This is a genomic window from Ursidibacter sp. B-7004-1 (assembly GCF_053654055.1).
This window is the reverse complement of the sequence record NZ_JBSIUP010000026.1, coordinates 1-23,184: the sequence shown is the minus strand read 5'-3', so window position 1 is coordinate 23,184 and position 23,184 is coordinate 1. Positions and strand designations below refer to the sequence as shown.

At 37.6% G+C, this 23,184-nt stretch carries 17 protein-coding genes and 1 pseudogene; 6 read left to right on the top strand and 12 right to left on the bottom strand.

All coding sequences use genetic code 11. The features are described from left to right. Positions 1-10: 10 nt before the first annotated feature. Together truA and folE are read right to left on the bottom strand one after the other, a co-directional pair. On the bottom strand, positions 11-799 hold the full coding sequence (gene truA, locus ACWIW0_RS09035; RefSeq protein WP_454453048.1) for a tRNA pseudouridine(38-40) synthase TruA: 789 nt from the start codon (positions 797-799) through the stop codon (positions 11-13). Between the two features lie 52 nt (positions 800-851). Beyond that, positions 852-1,508, bottom strand: a complete 657-nt coding sequence (gene folE, locus ACWIW0_RS09030) for a GTP cyclohydrolase I FolE (RefSeq protein WP_454446676.1) — start codon at positions 1,506-1,508, stop codon at positions 852-854. A 116-nt stretch (positions 1,509-1,624) separates the two neighbouring features. Here folE and ACWIW0_RS09025 point away from each other — a divergent pair, with 116 nt between their 5' ends. After that, positions 1,625-2,326, top strand: coding sequence for a 3-deoxy-D-manno-octulosonic acid kinase (locus ACWIW0_RS09025; RefSeq protein WP_454453047.1), 702 nt, complete (start codon positions 1,625-1,627; stop codon positions 2,324-2,326). Between the two features lie 197 nt (positions 2,327-2,523). Here ACWIW0_RS09025 and thiI read toward each other — a convergent pair whose 3' ends face one another. The 4 genes from thiI to gpt all read right to left on the bottom strand — a co-directional run bounded on the left by thiI (position 2,524) and on the right by gpt (position 6,926). Further along, a complete protein-coding gene (thiI, locus tag ACWIW0_RS09020) occupies positions 2,524-3,972 on the bottom strand; it encodes a tRNA uracil 4-sulfurtransferase ThiI (protein ID WP_454446678.1) in 1,449 nt (482 codons plus the stop codon). Between the two features lie 92 nt (positions 3,973-4,064). Next, the gene (gene tdeA / locus ACWIW0_RS09015) at positions 4,065-5,456 is read right to left on the bottom strand and encodes a toxin/drug exporter TdeA (protein WP_454446681.1); all 1,392 of its coding nucleotides are present in this window, start codon (positions 5,454-5,456) and stop codon (positions 4,065-4,067) included. 115 nt (positions 5,457-5,571) lie between these two features. Continuing rightward, positions 5,572-6,195, bottom strand: coding sequence for a guanylate kinase (gene gmk / locus ACWIW0_RS09010; protein WP_454453046.1), 624 nt, complete (start codon positions 6,193-6,195; stop codon positions 5,572-5,574). 251 nt (positions 6,196-6,446) lie between these two features. Then, a complete protein-coding gene (gene gpt / locus ACWIW0_RS09005) occupies positions 6,447-6,926 on the bottom strand; it encodes a xanthine phosphoribosyltransferase (RefSeq protein ID WP_157395575.1) in 480 nt (159 codons plus the stop codon). Positions 6,927-7,108: 182 nt separating this feature from the next. On the opposite strand from gpt, the gene ACWIW0_RS09000 reads away from it, so the two are divergent. The 5 genes from ACWIW0_RS09000 (at position 7,109) to alr (ending at position 14,806) form a co-directional block, all read left to right on the top strand. Further along, the gene (locus ACWIW0_RS09000; RefSeq protein ID WP_454453045.1) at positions 7,109-8,563 is read left to right on the top strand and encodes an aminoacyl-histidine dipeptidase; all 1,455 of its coding nucleotides are present in this window, start codon (positions 7,109-7,111) and stop codon (positions 8,561-8,563) included. Between the two features lie 227 nt (positions 8,564-8,790). Beyond that, positions 8,791-10,044, top strand: a complete 1,254-nt coding sequence (locus tag ACWIW0_RS08995; RefSeq protein WP_454453044.1) for a TolC family protein — start codon at positions 8,791-8,793, stop codon at positions 10,042-10,044. A gap of 18 nt (positions 10,045-10,062) precedes the next feature. Beyond that, complete coding sequence (locus tag ACWIW0_RS08990) at positions 10,063-12,255, top strand: type I secretion system permease/ATPase (RefSeq protein ID WP_454453043.1); 2,193 nt, start codon at positions 10,063-10,065, stop codon at positions 12,253-12,255. Between the two features lie 20 nt (positions 12,256-12,275). Beyond that, on the top strand, positions 12,276-13,529 hold the full coding sequence (locus tag ACWIW0_RS08985) for an HlyD family type I secretion periplasmic adaptor subunit (RefSeq protein ID WP_454453042.1): 1,254 nt from the start codon (positions 12,276-12,278) through the stop codon (positions 13,527-13,529). A 152-nt stretch (positions 13,530-13,681) separates the two neighbouring features. After that, positions 13,682-14,806: an alanine racemase gene (gene alr, locus ACWIW0_RS08980; RefSeq protein ID WP_454453041.1), complete on the top strand. Its 1,125-nt coding sequence runs from the start codon at positions 13,682-13,684 to the stop codon at positions 14,804-14,806. A 42-nt stretch (positions 14,807-14,848) separates the two neighbouring features. Here the strand turns inward: alr and ACWIW0_RS08975 are convergent, their stop codons facing one another. The 6 genes and pseudogenes from ACWIW0_RS08975 to ACWIW0_RS08950 form a co-directional block, all read right to left on the bottom strand. Then, positions 14,849-18,013 carry a type I restriction endonuclease subunit R gene (locus ACWIW0_RS08975; RefSeq protein WP_454453040.1) on the bottom strand — a complete coding sequence of 1,055 codons (3,165 nt, stop codon included), beginning with the start codon at positions 18,011-18,013 and terminating at the stop codon, positions 14,849-14,851. Positions 18,014-18,295: 282 nt separating this feature from the next. After that, positions 18,296-18,601 (bottom strand): HigA family addiction module antitoxin, encoded by a 306-nt coding sequence (locus ACWIW0_RS08970; RefSeq protein ID WP_454444674.1) that lies wholly within the window; start codon positions 18,599-18,601, stop codon positions 18,296-18,298. An 8-nt stretch (positions 18,602-18,609) separates the two neighbouring features. Further along, positions 18,610-18,690, bottom strand: a pseudogene (locus tag ACWIW0_RS08965) (type II toxin-antitoxin system RelE/ParE family toxin); the annotation flags it as partial. A gap of 288 nt (positions 18,691-18,978) precedes the next feature. Next, on the bottom strand, positions 18,979-19,938 hold the full coding sequence (locus tag ACWIW0_RS08960) for a hypothetical protein (RefSeq protein WP_454453039.1): 960 nt from the start codon (positions 19,936-19,938) through the stop codon (positions 18,979-18,981). 1 nt (position 19,939) lies between these two features. Next, entirely contained in the window at positions 19,940-21,325 is a 1,386-nt protein-coding gene (locus ACWIW0_RS08955) for a restriction endonuclease subunit S (RefSeq protein WP_454453038.1), read from the bottom strand. After that, on the bottom strand, positions 21,318-22,958 hold the full coding sequence (locus ACWIW0_RS08950) for a class I SAM-dependent DNA methyltransferase (RefSeq protein WP_454453060.1): 1,641 nt from the start codon (positions 22,956-22,958) through the stop codon (positions 21,318-21,320). The genes ACWIW0_RS08955 and ACWIW0_RS08950 overlap by 8 nt, the downstream gene beginning before the upstream one ends. Positions 22,959-23,184 lie beyond the last annotated feature (226 nt).

The following is a 23,184-nucleotide window of genomic DNA, read 5'->3' as shown; positions in this document are numbered from 1 at the left end:
GTAGCGGGTATTATTTACACGACAGAAACAATGGCCCTAATTTTGCTTTTGGGATTGCAAAGTGTTCTGGATAAGCCACATCGACTAAATATAGCCCTTCGGCTTTGGCGGTGGGAGCGGCTAAAGTACGATCTCGCTGCTCTAATAGCCACTTAATCCATTCAATCGGTTGTTTACCTTGTCCGACTTCAATTAGGCTTCCGACAATATTTCGTACCATATGATGTACAAAGGCGTTAGCTTGAATATCGACAATAATATAATCGCCTTGTCGGCTCACATTGAGATGATGAACATTACGCCAAGGGGTATGTGATTGACATTGTGCAGCACGAAAGGCAGAAAAATCATTTTCACCGAGTAAATATTGCCCAGCTTGGTGCATTTTGTCTGCATCTAGCTCGTGATAATAGTGCGATACCCCAAAAGGCAAAATCGCAGAGCGTAATTTGTGGTTGTAAATAATATAGCGGTAGCGGCGAGCAGTTGCACTAAAACGAGCGTGGAAATCATCGGGTACAGCCACAGCCCATTTGACAGCAATATCTGGAGGAAGGTGTGTATTTGTGCCAAAACACCAGCTTTGCAGTGGTCTGTTGGCTGATGTTTCAAAATGAACAACCTGCCCTGTACCGTGAACGCCTGCATCTGTTCTCCCCGCACAAAATACTTCGCAAGGTGAATTGGCGATAATTGATAAGGCTTCTTCTAACTTTTGTTGTACCGAATCTACATTTTGCTGACGTTGCCAACCATAGTAGCGACTGCCGTCATACTCAATTCCTAATGCAATCTTCATTTACAAATTATCCCGCCTATCTTACCGCTTGTGAGCAATTTTCTACCTAAAACTATTTCGTAATTAACGATAAAAATTCTTTGCGTGTATCACGATCTTGTAAAAATACGCCACCAAATGCTGATGTAATGGTTTGGCTGTTAGTATCTTTAATACCACGACACTTCACGCAAAAGTGTGTTGCTTTAACATAAACCGCCACATCTTCAGTTTCTAAAATAGTTTGAAATGCAGTGAGAATTTGTTCAGTAAAACGTTCTTGTACTTGTGGACGTTGGGCAAAAAATTGAACCACACGATTGATTTTTGATAAGCCAATGACCCAATCTTTCGGATAGTAAGCTACCGCTACTTTGCCATCAATAGTAACAAAATGATGCTCGCAAGTGCTGGTTAAGGTAATATCATCAACTAATACCATCTCACTTACTTTCATCTGATTTTTGATTTTAGTAATTTTAGGGAAGGTTTGATAATCTAAGCCACTAAAGATTTCATCAACATACATTTTGGCTAAACGATGTGGCGTTTCTTCTAAACTATCATCTCGTAAATCTAAACCAAGTAATTCTAAAACCGAACGCATATGTTGTTGAATTTCAGCTCGGCGTGAATCTTTATCTTTTTGATGTGCTACTGTGGGTGTTTCAATACCTTTTGCAAGTAATGCAGTTCTAACACTTTCAGCTTCAGGAGAAATATTGCTCATTGATTTACCTCTAAAAATTTAAGCGTTGGATTCTACCAAATTACCCTAAAAATACAACGAAAGAGCTAAAAATCGTGTAGAATTGAGAACCATTTTTGTAAACTTGATGAAATAAGATGAGATATTACCAATTTAACCCCGATATTGTCCCACTTTCACAGCAGACTTTTGTCAAGCAGTTATTAAATTGCGAAAATTTCATAAAATCTGACCGCTTGTTAGGTTCATCAAAAGGACGTGGCACAACTTGGTTCATCAATACAACTAAAGAACTTGGGGTTAATAGTGTGCTTCGCCATTATTATCGTGGGGGATTATTTGGTAAATTAGTGAAAGATCGCTACTTTTTTACCACTAATGAAAATACAAGAGCAGTACAAGAATTTAATTTACTTAAGCAACTTGCGCAATGGGGATTGCCCGTACCACGCCCGATTGCTTGTCAAATAACTCGCCAATTTTTCTGTTATCAAGCGGATATTTTGTTAGAAAAAATTGCGAATACACAGGATCTCAGCCAATATTTACAAAATAACCGCTTAACATCGCAACAATATCAGCAAATTGGTGAGCTTATTCGCCAATTACACGATCATCAAGTGCATCACTCCGATCTCAATATCCACAATATTCTCGTTGATAATCAAGGACAATTTTGGCTCATTGATTTTGACAAGTGCAAAATTCAGGTTGGTTGTTCTTGGAAACAGCGGAATTTAGATCGCTTACATCGTTCTTTTCTAAAAGAGCAAACTCGTTTAGGGATTTTATTTAATGAACAAGATTGGCAAATATTACTTGATGGATATGCCAAATAACCTAGAACGAATGTAATTTTTGAAAAAGATAATTTAGGGCAAATATAATTTGCCCCTACGGTTATTAGAGATGATGTTGTTATAAGAAACCTATTCGTAGGGGCTAATTACATTAGCCCCATTCAGAGGTTATTAGAGATGATGTTGTTATAAGAAATCTATTCGTAGGGGCTAATTACATTAGCCCCATTCAGACATTACAAACGAAATACTTTTACATTTGTAAAACCATTCTCTTTTAAATACAGGGCTTGCAATTTACTCATTACACCACGTTGGCAATAAAGTAGGTAATTTTTGCTCTGATCTAACTGTCCAAATTGATTGGACAATTTATAGAATGGTAAGGTTTGAACTTCTACGCCAGCCAAGCTGAACGGAGTTTCATCGACTTCTTCAGGGCTACGAATATCTAAGATAATATCATTAGGGCTTAGCTCTGATGTTGTTTCTACGGAAACCACTTCTTTTTCGGTTTGTTGGGCAATTTCTCGAATATCTAAGAAACTCGCATTAGCAACCGCTTGTTCTAAAACCTCAAAATTGAAATGTCCTTCTTCTTCCAAAATTTTACTTTCAATTGCTTTAACCGTCGGATTTTTTGAAATCACACCACAAAATTCAGGCATTGATTTGGCAATATCATCAGTGCCGATCATTTTTGCCATTGCGATGATCTGTTCTTTATCGTGGGTAATCAATGGGCGAAGGACGAGAGTATCTGATGCTTTATCAATTAAGCGTAAATTAGTTAATGTTTGGCTAGAAACTTGTCCTAGAGCTTCACCTGTTACGATCCCTTGAATGTCAAAGCGTTGAGCAATTTTACTCGCTGCTCGCACCATCATTCGTTTTAAGATTACGCCCATTTGTCCGTTATCGACTTTTTCTAAAATTTCACCAACGACATTTTCAAAATTAATTGCCACAAAGCGAACTTTGTGTGAAGTGCTATAACGGCTCCAAATATGGTATGCCATCTGTTTTACGCCAATTTCGTGGGCTGCCCCACCTAAATTAAAGAAACAGTAATGAACACGAGAACCACGACGAATAAGCATATAGCTTGATACACCAGAATCAAATCCACCTGAAATTAAGGAAAGCACATCTTCTTGCGTACCAATTGGATAGCCACCAATCCCTGCGTGGCGAGCTTTAATCAATAGCATTTTATCGTGATCAATATCAATTCTAACCGTAATATCTGGGTTGCTTAGTTTTACAGATGCTGATTCAATACGTTGATTTAAGCCACCACCAACATAACGTTCAACATCTAATGAGCTAAATTCGTGTTTTCCTTTACGGCGAGCTCGAACACAGAATGTTTTACCTATCAATTCATCTTTTACGGCTGAATAGGTATGCTCAAAAATATCGTGTAGAGTTTCAAACGGTTTTTCTTCCACTTCTAAAATATGGTGAATACCGGGGGTGCGTTGTAATAAATCCAGTACTAATGAGGCTTCTTCCTCTACTTTAGCTCGAACTTCAATAAAATCCCAGTTACGAATAACAGCGACATTTTCTGTTTCACGAGTTAATACATTGCGAATGTTGGACGTTAAAATTTTAATAAAGCGTTTACGCACTGAATCGCTTTTAATCATAATTTCAGGGAAAAGTTTAATAATAAATTTCATAAGTAAAGATCAACTAAAATAAAAAACGGTAAGATCCTATCATATTTTGCAAAAAATACCGAAGATCTTACCGCTTGTGTTAAGTATTGTTTTTATTTACGGTATTTACCCGCCATTGCTTGATATACCGCATTTTCATTTTTGATGAGCGTGTATTTCATCTCTAATAAGCTAAGCTCCGATGCTCGTTCTGTATTCAAGGCATTTAGCCATTCACGAAATTCGGAAACGCCTTGATCGTAACGGTTTTTATAATATCCGCTGATTTTTTTGTCAGAAGCATATTTTTTTTGCAAATTAGCATAACCATTGCGAGCTTGATTATAAGCATAGTAATAAGTGTCGATTTCATTTAATGCTGATGTTATCGTTTGTTCATAATTTAGACGAGCCAATTTGTAGGCTTCTTCCGATAATTTCACGTTATTTTGAACACGATTCCAATCTAAGAATGGCAAGTTCAGCGATAATAGCCCTGTTGATGTTGGGTTATCGAGTAAATTTCCTACTTTCCCTGCTGATGCAGATAAAGTTCCTGCAAGAGTTAAGGTTGGATACCAACTCTTTTCCATTGCGGTTAAACTTTTAAATGCCCCTTGAAAGCGGTTTAAACTTGCATTGAGATCAGGACGATTTGCGATAACAGAAACAGGTACATTCATATCAACACCTTGTAACTTCACGCTATTTAGTTTTGCATAATTCACTGCAAGTGGTTCATTAGGTTTTAAATTTAGCAAATTACGCAACGTCTGCTCAGCGGTTTTCTGTGCTGTTTGTAAATTGATCAAGGTATTTTTAGCCGTAAGAATAGCCTGCGTAGATTGTGCGACCGTCAGCCCATCAATCAAGCCTGCATTTTGCTTATTGGTCAGGATATGGTTGATTTGCTCATAGGTCTTAATACTCTGTTGAGTCACACGAATGGCATCGTTGAAGTACGCTAGGTTATAATAGCTACTTACTACACCGTTGATTAAAGAAAGACGTGTTGCTTTTAAATCTTCTTCGGTAGCATTTTTTTCCCATTCCGCAGCGCTAGCCGCATCTTTTAAACGCCCCCATAAGTCAAGGGTATAGCTTAAATTAAAGCCTAGTTGATGATTGATGGTTGAAACACCAGTCGAAACTGCATTATCGGTTGAGCCAATACCTTTAGTCGCAGAAGAACGACTTTCACCACTAAAAGTAGGGACTAAATTTGCACCGACTAAGTTAGCTTGATACAGGGCTGAATTAACTGCAATGGCGGCTTTCGCTAAATTGATATTATTTGCTAGAGCCATTTCAACTAAGCGATTTAATTCTTTATCTTGGTAGCCTAACCACCATTTTTCATCAATTTGGTATTGTTTCGTAATATCTTGGTAGGTTTGATGGGTAAGCTGTACATTTTCTAATGAGCCGTCATTACTCATATGACTACTACAAGCACTAAGTACGATCATCGCACTAAGGGAAATCGCCCATTTTGTCATTTTCATTGTTTTTTCCTTTCTCAAAAATAGTAAGGCTATTTTAAAGAAATAGCCTCACTTCGACTAGCATAAAAATGAACGATCATTCATTTTTTGCAAAAGTTTACAAATAACTGACCGCTTATTCTGATAATAGTTGAGAAATAAGTTGCTGATGACGTTCTGCTTGTACCGTTTGTTTTAAGCGTTCTGCAATAAGAATGCTCTTTAATTCAGCGAGTGCTTGTTGGAAATCATCATTGACGATCACATAGTCAAATTCATTGTAGTGGCTCATTTCTGATACAGCTTCTGCCATTCGTTTAGCAATCGTTTCTGCTGAATCTTGCCCTCTACCGATTAAACGTTTCTCTAGTTCAGCTTTAGATGGTGGCAGAATAAAGATAGTTTTAACTGTCGTCACTTTTTCACGAATTTGTCTTGCACCTTGCCAGTCAATATCTAAAAAAACATCGATCCCATTTTCTAAACTACGCTCAATCATTGGTAAAGATGTGCCGTAGTAGTTGCCAAAGACTTCCGCCCATTCTAAAAAATGATCTTTCTCAATCAAAGATTTAAATTCATCGTGAGTTGTAAAATAATAATGTACGCCATTTTCTTCCGCAGGGCGAGGATTACGCGTGGTGTGAGAAATTGAAAGCTGCACTTCACTTCTTGGTAAATCGGCTAATAATGCGTTGATTAAAGATGATTTGCCTGCTCCGCTTGGTGCTGAAATAATATAGAGATTGCCTAAACTCATAGTAGATACTCAATAAAAATAAATAACAAGGACGCATAATGCGGCCTTACAGACTGATGACAAACCTTAATTTGTTGATTTAATGAGTGGACGCCAAGCGTGGCGTCCCTACACGAAAAAATAAAATGTTTATTTTTCAATTGGTTATAGTTGTTCTTTGTAGGGACGCCACGCTTGGCGTCCGAATGAAAACACTTTGTCAATAAACTGCAAGGACGCATAATGCGTCCTTAGATAGCAGTGCTTAATAATTAGCTTTTGGAAAGTGGTGGAACAAATGTGATACCTAAATCCCAAGGTTGCTCAATCCACGTTTCTTGTGGAATATCAACAATATAATCATCAACTAATGCTGCCCCTAATGGTTTTGCAAATACGGTTACAAATTTAGCATTCGGGTACATTTGACGAATTTCACGAGCGGTATTACCTGTATCGACTAAATCATCAACAACGATAAAGCCTTCTCCACCATTGGCAACTTCTGCTGCGTGTAATACTTTTAATTCCCCTTGGCTGTCGTGGTCATAACTTGCAATACAAACAGTTTCAACGTGGCGAATGCTTAGTTCACGAGCCAATACTGCCGCTGGGAATAAACCGCCACGACTCACCGCAATAATCCCTTTCCATTGTGATGCAGGTAATAAACGCTGTGCTAATTTTCTAGCGTGCATATGGAACATATCCCACGTCACAACATATTTTTCGTTAGTGTATTTTTCACTCATAATATTTTACCTAATATAAAGCGGCACTAAAGCACCGAATAAAAAAATTGCGTAACGATAACTTAAAAAACAGTTTCGTGCTATCATTTCCAACGAATTTTACAATAAAATCCCGTTCAGGTGTGATTTTTGCAAATCTTTGTCAAGAACATACCGCTTAAACTAACTAAAGAGAGGTGAATATGTCTGAAATTCAAACACTTAAACCTAGCCTATTATGGAAATGGTTCGATCAAATCTGTGCAATTCCACACCCTTCTTATCACGAAGAGCAAATCGCTCAATTTATTGTTGATTGGGCAAAACAGAAACAATTCTTTGTGGAGCGTGATGAAGTTGGTAATGTACTGATCCGCAAACCTGCAACCGCAGGAATGGAAAATCGTCAAGGTATTGCTATTCAAGCTCACTTAGATATGGTACCGCAAGCGAATGAAGGCACACAGCACGACTTTACCAAAGATCCAATTCAACCTTATATTGATGGTGAATGGGTGAAAGCAAAAGGCACTACACTCGGTGCGGATAATGGTATTGGTTTAGCATCTTGTTTAGCCGTACTTGATGCTGATGACCTTGTACACCCTGATATTGAAGTATTATTAACAATGACCGAAGAATCAGGAATGGTTGGGGCTATCGGTTTACGTCCAAATTGGCTAACAAGCAATATAATGATCAACACTGATACCGAAGAAAATGGTGAAATTTATATTGGCTGTGCTGGTGGGGAAGATGCTAAATTAAGACTACCAGTAAAATATGAAAATAATCCATTTGATACGGCATTACAATTCCAATTAAAAGGTCTAAATGGCGGACACTCAGGTTGTGATATTCATACTACCAGAGCGAACGCAATCAAGCTATTGGCAAGAACCTTAACTGAATTGAAAGCCACAGTACCATTCCAAATTGCTGAAATTCGTGGTGGTTCAGTACGCAATGCAATTCCTCGTGAAGCTAGTGTTACCCTTGTATTCGATGCAAAAAATCAAGAGAAAATCACCGCTTGTTTAGCTGAAGTGGAACAAGTGCTAAAAACAGAATTAGCTCTGGCAGAGCCAAATCTGACCTTTATTTACAATAATGTAGCTCGCCCTGAGAATATTTTTGATCAAGCATCAAGCCATAAAGTTATTCAATTTTTAAACTTATTACCAAATGGTGTTATCCGTAACAGTGATGTGGTTAAAAATGTGGTAGAAACATCGCTTAGCGTAGGTATTCTAACAACGGAAGAAAATGAAGTTGTAGCGAATATCTTACTACGTTCATTAGTAGAAAATGGAAAAGCAGATGTAAGAGGAAGATTAACATCTTTAGCTGAATTAACTGGAGCAACAGCTACTTTTTCTGGTAGCTATCCAGGTTGGGAGCCAGATCGTTTCTCTAAAATTACGCCATTAACCAAACAAATTTATGACGAAATTCTAGGCTATGAAGCGACTATTCAGGTTATTCACGCAGGGCTTGAATGTGGTTTAATTAAGAAAGTATATCCAACAATGGATTTAGTTTCGATTGGACCAACTATTCGTAATGCACACTCTCCAGATGAAAAAGTGCATATTCCAGCCGTTGAAATTTATTGGGATCTTCTCACTAAAATTTTAGCTCAATCTCCGAGTAAATAGAGTATAGGTATATAAGGCGTATTAAATACGCCTTATTAAATTATATTTAGGAAAAAATGGAATACAGTATTATAATTTTTATAAACAAATTATATTTTTATTTTTCTCTTCGATATACTGATTGATTTTACTGGAATTCAATTTTATTTATAGTGTATTTGAGCTATAATATTTACCGTTGTTATAAAAATACATCTAGTCGTTTTAATTAAAGTAGGATATAAATAATGAAATACACATCTTTATCTTTAGGATTACTGGCAATGTTTTATACGTTGTCTGCTAACGCAAACTCTACAAAACTTCAAGATATTTTACGCTATGCACTTAATGAAGACCCTCGAGTATTAGAGGCAAAAGCAAATGTAGCTGTAGCACAAGCTCAGACTAAAATATCACAAGCAGGTCATTACCCTATTCTTTCTGTGACAAATACTCAAGTATTATCTCAAAAACATAAAGATACTTCCGACAGAAAAAGCTCTCGACCAACCTTAAAAGGGCAAGTTAATTTATACTCTTGGGGAGCGATTGAGAATGAAGTTCAGCGAGATCGCCATAAAGAAGGTTTCTTTAAATTTAAAAAAGATGAAACTCAAGAGCAGGTTGGTAAGATAATTACTGAACTTTATTTAACGGCTCTGCGAGCGAAAGAAAATATTATTGTGTATAAAGAGAGTTTAAAACGTCACCAAAATATTTTGCGTAGCATTCAAACCATTGCAAATTATGATGAAGGTCGTGAATTTGAAGTGGAAGAAGCAAAATCAAGATTGCTGCAGGTGGAGTCTATTATTGAACAGCAGACTCGTGTACTCAATGTTTCTCTCAGTCAAATCAATCGCTATACAAAATCACCAATTTCAGAAAATGATTTATTTGATCCATTTCCAAATAGACAACCTGAGAAATTTATTGCGAACTACAAGAATTCTACTTTAAATCAAAATCCAACGTATTTAGCTCAACAAGAAGAATTAGCTAGCACTCAAGCAGGGGTAAAAGCTGCTAAAGCAAAATTATTACCAGCAATTAACTTACAGGGTGAAGTTTATAATAAGGGCTATGAAGTCTATTTAGGTGTATCTTGGAATATTTTCGATTCTGCAGCATACCATTCTGTTGATCATAACCAGTATTCAGAAGCAGCTGCAAAAGCCAAATTGCAAGAAATTTTGTTGGAATTACAAGAACAAGCAAGAAGTTCTGAGATTGATATGAAACAGAACAATCGCCGTTTAGGGGTAGTAACCAAGCAGATCGCCTCTCAGAAGCGGGTATTATCTTCGGTTGAATTGCAATTTGATATTGCACAGCGTTCTTTATTAGATGTACTTAATTCCTATAAAGAATTGACTGATATTCAGGTAGAAGAAGTGAATATTAAAAATGATTACCGTATTGCAGCACTGAATTATCTCATCTCTCAGGCTCAAGTAGCTAAATGGGCTGGTATTCAACGAATTAACTTAAATTTATAAAAATAAAGACGTGATTTTATGGAATCAATTATTGAGCATGTTGCATTAGCAACTCAACTTTTAGGCTCTCCTGTGGCAAAAGAAGCGTTGTCGGCACAGATTGTGAGAGATCAGTATCAGCGTATTAATTATTCATCATTGATTGAATTATTAAAAGCCAATGGTTTTGATAATAATATCTCTAAACGTCCGCTAACCAATATTCCTTCATTAGCTGTTCCTGTGGTTGTTTTTTTAGGTGGCGAAGAAGGTGCAGTAATCACAAAAATTGAGGGTAGTGGCACTGCTCGAGAATACCATATCCGTCAAACTGACGGTATGGTAAAGAAAATATCGCATACAGAATTAGATGAAAAATATCTAGGGTTTTGTTGGTTTATTAAACCTAAAATTATGGCTGATGTGCGTTCAGAATTACCCGAATATCATCTGCCTAAAGCGTGGTTTTGGAAAGTTATTTGGCGATTTAAACCCTATTATTTCCAAGTTATTCTTGCCACATTCTTAATTAACTTTTTAGCTTTAGTGAGTTCATTATATGTAATGAATGTTTATGACAGAGTGATTCCAAATAAAACCTATGAAACTTTATGGGTATTGAGTATCGGAGTTATTCTAGCGATTACTTTTGAATTTATAGCTAAAATGATTCGGGGGCATTTAACCGATATCGCTGGTAAAAAAGCGGATTTGATTATTAGTTCTGCGCTTTTTAGGCGAGTAATGTCAATCAGATTGGCTGATAAACCAGCTTCTTCAGGTTCTTATGCTAATAATTTGAGAGATTTTGAATCTGTTCGTGAATTTATGACGAGTGCCAGTTTATTGGTGTTAGTAGATTTACCGTTCTTATTACTCTTTGTTTTTGTGATTTGGTTAATTGGTGGCAAGTTAGCTATAGTGCCGATGATTTTGATTCCATTGGTGATGATTGTTGGTTTATTGGTACAGCCTAAAATTGCTTACTATATGACAGCGTCAATGAAAGAATCATCACAGCGACAAGGATTAGTAGTAGAAGCAATAGAAGGGATTGAAACCTTAAAAGTAAATAATGCAACAAGTTGGGCACAACAACGTTGGGATCAATATACCGCTAAAACAGCTAGTATTCAGACTAAAATGAAAGATCTCAATAACTTTGTGATTAACTTTGCAGTGGGAATGCAGCAACTAAATACCGTCTTTTTAGTATTATTTGGTACTTATTTAATTCATAGTACTGTAGAAGGTGAGCGTATTACAATGGGGGCATTAATTGCTTCTGTAATTCTTTCTGGTAGAGCATTGGCACCATTATCACAAATTGCTGGTTTAGCCACTCGTTTCCAACAAGCAAAAGTTGCATTATCTGGGGTAAATAATATTGTAGATCGCCCAACCGAACGCCGTCCAGATCATCAATATATTCGCTTAGATAGAGTAGAAGGAAAGGTTAATTTCAATAATGTTTCATTCAAATATGGCAAAGAAGGGCATCTTGCTTTAGAAGGCGTTAATATTGAAATTCAGCCGGGTGAACGTGTTGGTATTTTAGGTAGAGTGGGTAGTGGTAAAACGACATTATTAAATTTAACCTCTGGTTTATACGAGCCTGTTGAAGGAAGTGTAACCTTAGATAACGTAGATATTCGCCAGCTTGACCCTAATTTCTTAAGAAGTCAGATAGCTCAATTGCCACAATCGCCAAGATTGTTCTTAGGAACATTAAGAGAGAATTTAAATCTCGCTCGTCAAGATAATTTCTCAACAGATCACGAATTATTAATGGCACTTCGTCGCTTTGGATTAGATCATATTATTAAAGATCACCCGAGAGGGCTTGATATGCCATTAGGTGAAAATGGAATGGGGCTTTCAGGTGGTCAAAAGCAATTGGTTGCTTTGGCTCGTATGACATTGCGTGATCCGAGAGTCGTGTTGCTAGACGAACCAACGCATAGTCTAGATCAAAATTCTGAAAATTTAGTACTCAATTCATTAGCTCGCTGGTCGGTAGATCGTACTTTTATCGTGGTGACACATCGTCCACAAGTATTACAAATAGTTGATCGTATTATTGTGATTGATAAAGGTAAAGTGGTAATTGATGGACCTAGAGATGCGGTATTACGCCATTTACAAGAGCAAGATAATGTATCTAATACTAAAAAAGTAGAGAATAAATCTGCTGAGGCTTCATCTGAACAACAATCAGAAGAGAATAGCTAAAAGCGTAGGAACATAATCTAATGAAGAAAGAAAATACACCTCCTAGTATAAAAAATGAAAAAGAAAAAATAGCACAAGCAGATTTGCCGTTGTTAAATGATCTCAATGCTGCATTACAAGTTGAAAAACATACTGGTATTTTTTCTGTTGTCGTATTGTTTTTTGTTTTTATTGTTGTTTTTGTGATATGGGCATATAACAGTCCACTTGAAGAAGTTACTCGTGGACAAGGTAGCGTTATTCCAAGCAGTCGAGATCAAATTGTTCAGAGTATCGATCCTGGTATTGTGCAAGAAATGCGCGTGAAAGAAGGGGATATTGTTGAAAAAGGGCAAATTTTATTAGTCTTAGATGACACAAGAAGTTCTGCTATCTTTCGAGAAAGCCAAGCAAAAGTGAATAACTTACAAGCAATCTCTGCTCGTTTACAAGCTGAAGCTCACGATATTCCACTTGCTTTCCCAGAGCATATATCAGAAGAGTTAAAAGCACGAGAACTTGCGGTTTATCAAGCAAATCAGAAAACATTGAATGAAGCTATAGCAGGATTAAGTGAAAGTAAGAAAGTGTTAGATCGTGAAATTTCGATTACTCAACCTATGGTAAATCGTGGTGTAATGTCGGAAGTAGAGTTTTTACGCCTAAAACGTCAATCTCTAGAGCTTAATCAGCAGATCACTGAACGCAAAAATAAATATCGTTCAGATGCAAACCAAGAATTAGTTCGCACAGAGTCTGAATTAGCTCAAGCCTTAGAAAATATGGCAGTAAGAGCAGATCCAGTAGAGCGTTCACAACTTAGAGCACCATTGAAAGGTATTGTGAAAAATATTCGAGTAAATACCATAGGGGGTGTTATCCAAGCTGCACAAGATATTTTAGAAATTGTACCAATCGACGATAAATTAGTGGTTCAGGCTTATATTAGTCCGAAAGATGTCGCTTTTATTCGTACTGGACAAGAAGCTATTGTGAAAATTAGTGCTTATGACTACGCTATTTATGGTGGAATTGAAGGTAAAGTGGTATTGATCAGCCCTGATACTCTACAAGATGAAAGACGACCAAGTGAACTAAAATTAAATCCAGATCAGGCGTATTATCGAGTGTTAGTTGAAACAACACAGAATAATATTACTGATAGAGCAGGAAATGTTTTAGATATTACACCAGGTATGACTGCAACGGTAGATATTAAAACAGGTGAAAAAACCGTCTTCCAATATCTCATTAAGCCAATTACTCGAATGAAACAGGCACTACAAGAGAGATAAATATAACTAGCTGTTGTAAATAGTTGTTGTAATAAGGGGTACTTTGGTATCCCTTATTTAATTTTAGAATGATGTATCTAAAATCCCATTCGCATTTTTCTACTTAAAGTTTATAATCAAACCTTTCTTTTCAACCTATATCATCAAATTCTATGAAACCAGCAACCGCAATAATCAATGGTAGTGCTTTACGCCATAATCTGAAACTCATTAAATCACTTGCTCCAAATAGTAAAATTTGTGCTGTCGTTAAGGCAAATGCCTACGGGCAAGGTATTCGCTGTGTTACGAAAAATATTGAGAATATGGTTGATGCCTTTGGGGTTGCAAGAATTAAAGAAGCACTAAGTATTCAAGAAAGTGGCTATGCAGGAAAAATTGTGCTACTTGAAGGTTTTTTTGACAGAGAAGAACTACTTAAAACACTATCTCGCCGTTTTGACACCGTAATTCACTGTATTGAACAACTAGAAATGCTAGAGCAAGTAGCACAAGAGTGGCAGAAAGAGCAAGCGAAAGGTTTTTGGAAACGCAAAACAAAGATTTATTTTCCAGTAAATGTCTGGTTGAAAATAGATACAGGAATGCACCGCTTAGGCATTCACCCCGAACAAGTAACGGAATTTTACCAACGATTAAGCCAATGTCCTTTAGTTGCAAGCATTACCTTTATCAGCCATTTTAGTAGAGCTGATGAATTAGAATGTGGTTATAGTGAAAAACAGATTGCCGTATTTGAAGAAGTGAATAAAGGATATTCAGTAGAACGTAGTTTATCTGCATCTAGCGGTATTCTGTATTGGCAACAGGCTCATTATGAATGGGTTCGTCCTGGGATTATAATGTACGGAATTTCCCCCCATAATTGCCCGATTACTGATCTCGGTTTTAAACCTGTGATGACCCTTTCTTCATCGCTAATTACCGTTCGTACCCATAAAGCAGGCGAGCCTGTTGGCTATGGAGCAGGGTGGATTAGCCCGAAAGATACTAAAATTGGCGTTGTTGCGATTGGCTATGGTGATGGCTACCCAAGAAATGCTCCTGAAGGTACACCTGTCTTTATCAATGGGCGAAAAGTCCCAATTGTTGGACGAGTATCAATGGATATGATGACCGTTGATTTAGGCGTTGATAGCCAAGATAAAGTAGGCGATGAGGTGATTTTATGGGGTGAAGCACTACCTATTGAAGAAGTGGCAGAAGCCATCGGTGTTATCAACTATGAACTGATTACAAAGCTCACCCCAAGAGTATTGACTGAATATAAGGAATAATAATGATATTAGGGCATAGGTATTTGTACCTATGCCCTAAAACTAACTAGTCAATTCATCAGCAATCACATCGGCTTGCTCTAACACAAATTTTATTGCCTCATCGCATTTATCAGGCGGATATTTGAAAAGACGTAAGGTAATTCGTACTAAGTTACGCATTTTGGCACGCACTGCATCTTTATATTGCCAGTCGATTGTAGCGGATTTACGCAATTTATCGGTAATTTCTTTCGCTAGTTTTTTCAAAGCATCATCGCCTAATTGCTCTACTGCACTTTCATTGCGAGCCAACGCATCATAGAAGGCAATTTCGGCTGGAGATAAACCTAATTTTTCTCCCCGTTGCAAGCGTTCAGTGAACTCCTTACTCATTTTCAGCAATTCATTTAACACTTCTATGATCGTTAAATTTTGGTTGTGATATTTGTTTAACGCCTCTTTTAAACGTTCAGAAAAATCTTTTTGTACGGCTATATTACCTGCACCTTTTTCGTTAATTTGGCTTTTTAAATAACGCTCCATTGCTAAAAGCCAAAGGTCTTTGGTTTGACTATTTTTAATTTTCTCTAAAAATTCGTCAGATAAAATATTGATATTCGGTTGATCTTGATTGAGTAAATCAAATAAGTTAATCGCACCGCTTGCATCTACTGCTTTATTTAATAAAGCAATCAACTGTAACTGGCGTTCATCATTTGAAGCGGTTGGATTTGGCTCTCGTTTTGCAAGTATGGCACGCACTGCATCATAAAAAGCGAGTTCTTTTTGATAGTACTGAATATCGCTATCTGCACCACACAAGCTAAAACCTTTTTTGGCTAAACGCACCGCTTTTAAAAACGCATTACGTCTTGGGGTTTTATCTTTATCTTGTTTATCTGGATTTTGATGATCAAGTGCTAGAATATGGTTTGCACCCAACATCACTTGTTGGAACAACGCCAGCTCATCTGCTATCTTCAACGCATCAAACAGCTTAAACGGTTTTTCATTGACTGGTGTCGCAAATTGCCCTCGAATAATATCAATATACTCTCGCATTTTTTCTTTGATTTTTTCGATATTCTGGGTCATTTGCCCTTTGCCATTAGCACGAGTGTATTGTTCCGTTGCATCTCGAAGTTCAGCAGTTAGCCCGACATAATCGACAATTAAACCGCCATTATCACGACTTTTATTACGGAATACACGATTTACCCTTGCAATCGCCTGCATTAGATTATGCCCTTTCATTGGCTTATCAATATACATCGTATTACAGCAAGGGGCATCAAAACCTGTAAGCCACATATCACGCACAATCACGACTTTTAGCGGGTCATCTGGGTCTTTAAAACGGCGTTCTAACCGCTTTTTATCTTGAGCAGAGTAGATGTGTTGTTGAATATCGGCAGGATCACTCGCTGAACCCGTCATCACAATTTTAATTGCCCCTTCATTAACATCATCACTATGCCATTCAGGGCGAAGTGCGGTAATTTTTTCATAGAGTTTCACACAAATTTGACGGCTCATTGCCACAATCATTGCCTTACCATCAATTAAAGCGGTGCGTTGTTCAAAATGTTTTACAAAATCTTCCGCTAAACGAGATAAACGCCCCTCCGTTCCCATCAATTTTTCACGCAAACGGAAGTTATAGCTACTTTCATCTTCTTCATCAAATAAAGTTTCAGCTTCACGCACAACATCATCAAACTCGGCACTCTGTGCAATCGGAATTTGTCGAGCCTCGTAAATAATCGGTACTGTCGCCCCATCTTCTACCGCATCGGTAATATCATAAATCGACACATATTTACCGAAGACTTCCTGTGTATCTTTATCTTCAAGGCTAATTGGCGTACCCGTAAAACCGATAAAAGAGGCATTAGGCAACGCATCACGCAGATGTTTAGCGTAGCCAACCCGATATGTGCCTGTGCGATTTTCCTCATTCAGTTTCATACTTTGGCTAAAACCATATTGTGAGCGATGTGCTTCATCACTGATCACAATAATATTATGTCGCTCGTTTAATATCGGGTGAGCTTGCTCGCTCTCTTGTAAACCGAATTTCTGAATAGTAGTAAAAATGACACCGCCCGTTTCTCGTTTAGCCAGCTCTTCACGCAGAGCATCTCTACCATCGGCTTGGATAGGTTGCTGACGAATTAATGCTTTACCACCTGAAAAGGTCGCATAAAGCTGACCGTCCAAATCATTTCGGTCGGTAACGACCACAATAGTTGGGTTGCGTAATTCAGGTTGAGAGAGCAATTTGCCTGCATAAAATAACATCGACAACGACTTGCCCGAACCTTGTGTATGCCACATTACCCCAATTTTGCCATTGCCTTGTTCACTTGCCGCCCACAGCGTGCAATCTACCGCTTCATTCACCCCATAAAATTGATGATAAGCGGCAATTTTTTTGACTAACCGACCGCTTGATGTCTGCTCAAACACAATAAAATTCTGGATATAATCCAACAAACTTGTAGGATCAAGCAAACCACGCACTAAACCTTCCAACTCGTGTTCAAAGTGAATACGTTGCTTATTTTTCTCATCTACCACACGCCAAGGCGTAAAACGCTCTAAATCCGCAGTGAGAGAACCAACTTTTGCTAGTATGCCATCACTAATCACAAGGGCTTGATTGTAAACGAACAGATCGCCAATTTCTTGCTTATAAGTCTGTAATTGGTTAAACGCTTGTGGCAATTCCGCATTCTCTTTTAACGGATTTTTTAGCTCCAACACCACCACAGGCAACCCATTTATATAACAAATCACGTCAGGGCGGCGGTTGCCTTTTTTACCCAAAATAGTTAGCTGATTTACCACATCAAAACGGTTATTTTCAGGCGTTTGGAAATCAATTAAACGAGCAAATTCAACTTTCTGCTCATCATTTTCCCGATATTCCACTCGAACACCTTCACGCAAATAACGATAGGTTTGCTGATTACGCTCTGTGAGGTCTGTAATATCTGTTTTACACACCAATGCCACTACTTCGTCCACCATTGCAGACGGCAACTGCGGATTTAACCGTTCCACCGCCTCACGCAGAACCGAACGAAAAACCACCTCGTCCGTCCGCAACCGCCAAGGGTTTTCTCCATCAGCATTGATAGTCGAACCGTGCGTATAACGCCAACCCAATTCTTGCAAAAATTGCAAACAGGCTTGTTCAATAGTGTTTTCATTGATGAGCATTGTGTTTTTCCTTTCTGAATATAATCTTATTTTCTTCGTTAATTACCATTGCCAAATCTCCCCCAGCCCCTCTTTGCTAAAGAGGGGAGTTGGTTTTGTTGAGAATTTGGAGGGCGGAGTTTTGTATAAGCATTGTCAATTTTCCCGATGAACCTATAACCAACCTCGATCCGTCCCCCTCTTTAGCAAAGAGGGGTTAGGGGAGATTTGGCAGAAACAAAAACAGCGTGAGGAATTTTTTAGCCCTCAGATTATGCCTAAGATTAGCCCTTATGTTATGTTTTAAACAAGAGGCGTTGCCATTTCCCCAAACATAAACGGTGGAATAGGATTTGTGCGGTGCTGTTTTAATTCCCAAACATCATAAGCTGCTTGTAAACTGAGCCATAATCGAGCCGAACTAATCCCAGCTTCTTCCAACGCAATGGCTAAATTTGCTGTCATCGGGGTTTTGGCGTGTAATACTCGAGAAAGCGTTTCACGAGAAAATCCCAAATGCTCAGCTAACACTTTGATTTTGATATTGTTAGGTTCAATAAATCCTGTTAATAAAATTTCCCCTGGGTGAGAGGGTTTTCTTTCGCTCATATTATCTCCTAGTGATAATCTTCATAATTCAAAACATAAGCATCGCCGTCAATAAATTCAAAAGTAATCCGCCAGTTACCTGATACTGTTTCTTCGTTAATTACCACTGCCAAATCTCCCCCAGCCCCTCTTTGCTAAAGAGGGGAGTTGGTTTTGTTGAGAATTTGGAGAGTGAAGTTTTGTATAAGCATTGTTAATTTTCCCGATGAACCTATAAGCAACCTCGATCCGTTCCCCTCTTTAGCAAAGAGGGGTTAGGGGAGATTTGGCAGAAACAAAAACAGCGTGAGAGAATGTTTAGCCCTCTAATTACGCCTTAGCCTATTACAATAATCTCTACATAAAGTTGCAAAATCTTGCGGGAATGTTACCGCTTGTTATTTTTTCAATAATTTATCGAACAACATACTTACAATATTATTTATTGTTTTTTCATCAATAAATTCTTTATCAGGCTTATCCAACACGCTTGCTGGATTTTTACCTAATTCTCTGATTGTTTCTTCAAATAACATTATATTAAGCATTTGCTTCTTCTCTTTAACTGTTTCAGGCATTTTATCAATCTGCTCTTGGAAATTGATAAATGAACTTGCTAATACTTCTTTATGTCTATATTCCTGCGAAAGTCTAAAATTTTCCTTTCTTAATCTAAACAAAAAGGTCAATAAAACGCCAAACAACATCAAAATAGAAAATCTTTTAATATAAAAGAATACAAGCTGATAACTTTCTAAATCAGAACCAATATTATTGTACATAACAATTCCAATAAGGAAAATTAAAGTAATAATTATCACCCCAATAAGGCAATTATTTAATTTCCCAAATTTGATTTCCTCATCTCTAAATTTTTTAGATATAGAATTAATAACTTCTAAGTTTCTTGCTTCCTTAATCTGATCCGATACAGACGCAATATCCTTTTGATAATCAGAAATCACATTAAGAAATAATGGAATAAAATACTCTCTAACACTCGTATGTAAACTTTCAGCATCAAGAAGCAATTCAGCTAGTTTTTCTTTATCATCACAAAGGAAAACGGTTGTTTCATCTGTATTTGTCTGTTTTGAATACGATATAACTTTCTTTTGTAACTTTTCTATTAAATCATCAAAAAGAGAATATTCTTTATGATTGATAGGTATTTTATTTTTAGCCGCTATTGAAATAATATTATTGCATTGAGAAAGAATATAGCTTAAATCCTTACATTCTTGGGTTAATCTTTTAGGATCCAAATACTCACCACCATTGGCTTTAACACATTCTATGTCGTCAAATACCGAATCGAAATAACGATAATAGTAGTCACTCCACTTGCTATAAAACATTCTAAATCTCCCCACTCAATAGCTTAGGCAATAATTCATCTCTAACTTTCTCTAGAGATTTATTTTCTTCAATAATGTTATTTATACGAGAAAAAATAGGTGAAACAAACTCATCAAATAATTCAGTAAATTTATTATTAGGTGCAATAAATTCAAAACTAGGAACAGCATCTTTTCCTAAATGTAGAACAGTCGTTCCTGTACAATATGAACGTGTATGAGACTGAAACTTATCAGTCATAGCTAAACAATACAAAAAGTATTTATCTTTTTCATTTTGTGGACGTACCACGCCAACATCTAATGAAATAATCAAATGTTTATAACGGCTATCGGACATTACCATCGCAGGTTTGCCTATTACATCTGCAGCTTGTGTAACATCGGTATAGGCAATAATTAGATCTCCAGCAAAAACTTCTTGTTCAGTTTTGTATGTGCCAGTATATTCTTTTAAGCCGTCTAAACGATAACCACCACCACGATTAAAAGATTTTAGGGTAACTAATGCTGTTGTTGATGGTGCTAGTTCAGAACTTTTGTAAGATTTCCCTTTTATAATCTTAGCAACTTCCCCAACTTTCTTACTCTCCCACCCCATCGGCACTCCATCTTCCCCAAACCCACTCGGGAATGCCTCTGCGATTTCCCATGGTTGTTGGTATTGTTCAGGGGTTTTCGTCTGCAAGCGGTGTAATTCATCAAATGTTTTACCACTGATAGTTGCCATTGCCGATAGGGTGGCTTGTTCGGTGGTTTGTCCGTTTGCTAAGGCGTTGGCTTTGGCGTGAACGGGGTCGAAATCAATAAACCAGCTTTTAAAAATCGTTTGGGCGATTTGTTCTAGGGTTTGGTTGATTTGGGTGTTTAGGTGGATTTTTTTATCTAAATCAGATAATTTATTCGCAATCTCTTTTTGTATATTTAATGGTGGTAAATCAAACGAATATTTTGATAAATCACCAATTTTCATATTTAATTGAACAGATGTTCCCCCAGAAATACCATCAATATAACTTATAAAAGATTTAGACTTAAATACATAATATACATATGTAGGATATGCAATATCTTTTTTTAATCTAATTCTAGCTAATCCATTATTAAAAACAGCAGGAAGATCTTGTTTAGCCAAAAAACATATTCCTGTAGAACAAGTTCTCGCCATTATAATGTCATCTTTCATTAATCTGAATTTACTATAATCTGTGTTTTTTACTTCAGTAAATCCCCAACTTTCAATAGGCTTATTCTGAGAAATATCTTGAATTCTCAAGCATTTAATATCCGTTTCAAAATCGACTATAGGGGCTCTACGAATAGCATCTAATCCAGTATTTATACTTTCAGAAATCTCTTCTAAAGTAACTTTTCTCCAACTACTCATACCCCAACCCTCCCAAATTCGCTTTAATCTTCGCTTCTAATTCTGCACTTTGTTTAAATTGTTCCTTCAATAAAGCGGTAAGTTCTTGCATTTTTTCTGCAAAAGGTATGCCGTCCTCGATTTGTTCTGCTGTGCCGACATATCGCCCTGGGGTGAGTATAAATTGCTGTTTTTCAATTTCTTCTAATGTAACGGATTTGCAGAAAGCGGCTTGGTCTTCATAGGCACTGGATCTTTGCCAGTTGTGGTAGGTGTTGGCGACTTTGGCAATATCGTCTGCGGTGAAATCACGCAATACACGATCTTTCATATAGCCGAGTTGGCGTGCGTCAATAAATAGCACTTCGCCTTTACGAGCTTTGCTTTTATTTAAAACCCAGATACACGCAGGAATTTGGGTGTTGGTAAACAGTTGGCTAGGTAGGGCAATCATCGCTTCGACAAGGTCGGCTTTTAGAATATTTTTGCGAATTTCCCCTTCGTTGTTGGTATTGCTCGACATTGAACCGTTGGCAAGCAATAACGCCATTTTGCCCGTTGGGGAGAGGTGGTAAATCATATGTTGTAACCACGCAAAGTTGGCATTGCCTTCAGGCGGTATGCCATATTGCCAGCGTGGGTCGTTGGTAAGGCTTTCGTTCCACCAATCTTTCATATTGAATGGTGGGTTTGCCATTACAAAATCCATTTTTTTATCACGATGTTGTGGGTTGCTGAAGGTATCGGCGTTGCCTTTGCCAAAATCAAACTCAATGCCTCGAATTGCCATATTCATTGCGGCAAGTTTCCAAGTGGTTGGGTTAAATTCTTGCCCGAAAATACTGACTTCGCTCACGTTGCCTTGATGTTCACGAATAAAGCGTTCGGTTTGTACAAAGAAACCGCCCGAGCCCATTGCAGGGTCGTAAATGCGTCCTTTGTAGGGTTCGAGCATTTCGATAATCAGCGTTACAATGGATTTTGGCGTGAAATATTGTCCGCCTTTTTTGCCTTCAGCAAGGGCAAATTGCCCGAGAAAGTATTCATAAACGTGCCCGAGAATGTCTTTTGCCGCTAGTGAAATTGGTTTTCCGTCAAGGGTTGGACGGGTAAAATTGGTATCAGAAAAGAGATCGATTAAGCCCAATAAAATGCTTTCATCAACTTTATAAGGGCTAATGCGTTGGATTACGTTTTTGAGCTTCGGGTTGTCTTGTTCGATAGCGTCAAAAGCGTCATCAATGAGATTGGCGATACCTTTAAAGGTTTTATCGCCCCAAATTTTGTCGCCAATGTTTGCACGAGCAACCACTTTGATTTCGTCCCAACGTGCTTGTGGTGGAACCCAGAATATGTTGTCTTGGGTGTAGTTATCTCGTTCTTCAAGTTCAGCCTTGAGAATATCGGCAAGATCGTTTTCGTTGTAAGCGGTGGGATCAAGATAAAAATCAGAGTTTGGATCGGTGTAACGCTGTTTGATGGTTTCTTGCTGTGCGGAGAAACTGTCAGAGATGTATTTTAAGAAAATGAAACCGAGAACGATGTGTTTGTAATTGGCAGCATCAAGTTGTTGGCGGAGTTTATCGGCGGCTTTCCAAAGATCGGCATCAAGTTTATTAAGAAAGGCTTGTTGAGTGGCTAAATTTTCAGCCAGATGTGCTGTGCTGTGCTGTGCTGTGCTGTGCTGTGCTGTGCTGTGCTGTGCTGTGCTGTGCTGTGCTGTGCTGTGCTGTGCATTATACTATAATCCTCTAATAAAATACATAAAGGTATAGCATAGAATTTAACGGTTAATAATTCAATATCTTATTTTCTGTTTGGGTATTATATTTTAGGCAGATGCACAAAGTACGGTATTATGTAGCAGTTGCACAATTCCC